Genomic DNA, 889 nt, shown 5'->3' with positions numbered 1-889 from the left:
GCTCATCCGAATCCAGGGTGTAGTCGGGGTCTGAACCCGCCGGTCTCGAGCAGGGATCTGGCGATGTAGTTGGTCAGGTTGCGGAACCCCAGCGCCGAGCCGCGCAGGTGCTCGAGCCTGCCGTTGATCGCCTCGGTGGGCCCGTTGGAGGTGCTGGGCCGGTCGAAGTAGGCCAGGACGTCGGCGGCGCGCTTCTTCAGCGTCCTGCCGAGCTTGGTGATCTCGACCAGGGCCTTGGGGACGCCGGTGCTGATCGAGTCGATGAGCCGGGCCATCAGCTCGCGGCCGTGGCGCCGGTTCTCGTGGCGGTAGGCGGCGATCATGCGCTGGTAGACGCTCCAGGTGACCTCGACCTCGACGTGGGCGTCGTCGGCGAACAGGGTGTCCAGTCGGTCCTTCTGCTTGTCGTTGAGCAGGTCGGCGCCGGTGGACAGGGTCCGGCGGGCGGCATAGAGCGGGTCGCCCTTGCGGCCGCGGTGCCCACAGATGGCCTGCTGAACTCGCCGTCGGCACTCATCGAGCGCCTCGCCAGCGAGGCGCGTGACGTGGAAGGGATCTAGCACGGTCACCACGTCGGGCAGTTCCTCGACGGCGGCGGTCTTGAACCCGGTGAAGCCGTCCATCGCGACCACCTCCACGCCGTCGCGCCACTCCTGCGGGCGGTCGGCCAGCCGGGTCTTGAACGCCTGCTTGGAGCGTCCTTCGACCATGTCCAGCAGCCGTGCCGGGCCGGTGCCATCTCGCACTGGGGTGAGGTCGATGATCACGGTGACGTACCTGTCGCCGCGACGGGTGTGCCTCCACACGTGCTCATCGACCCCGACGACCTTCACCCCCTCGAAGCGGTGCTCCTCGTCGATCAGCACCCGCTTGCCCTCGGCCATAACGG

At 68.5% G+C, this 889-nt stretch carries 1 protein-coding gene; it reads right to left on the bottom strand.

What is annotated here, in order from left to right; all coding sequences use genetic code 11:
* Positions 1-2: 2 nt before the first annotated feature.
* On the bottom strand, positions 3-889 hold an 887-nt coding region (locus ACT3T9_RS18845), incomplete at its 5' end, for an ISL3-like element ISPfr3 family transposase (RefSeq protein ID WP_444607305.1).

Origin of the sequence: Brachybacterium sp. AOP29-B2-41 (assembly GCF_052378395.1) — a bacterium.
Classification (GTDB): Bacteria; Actinomycetota; Actinomycetes; order Actinomycetales; family Dermabacteraceae; genus Brachybacterium.
Note: the sequence above shows the minus strand (reverse complement) of the source record. Positions and strands in the feature narration are given on the sequence as shown.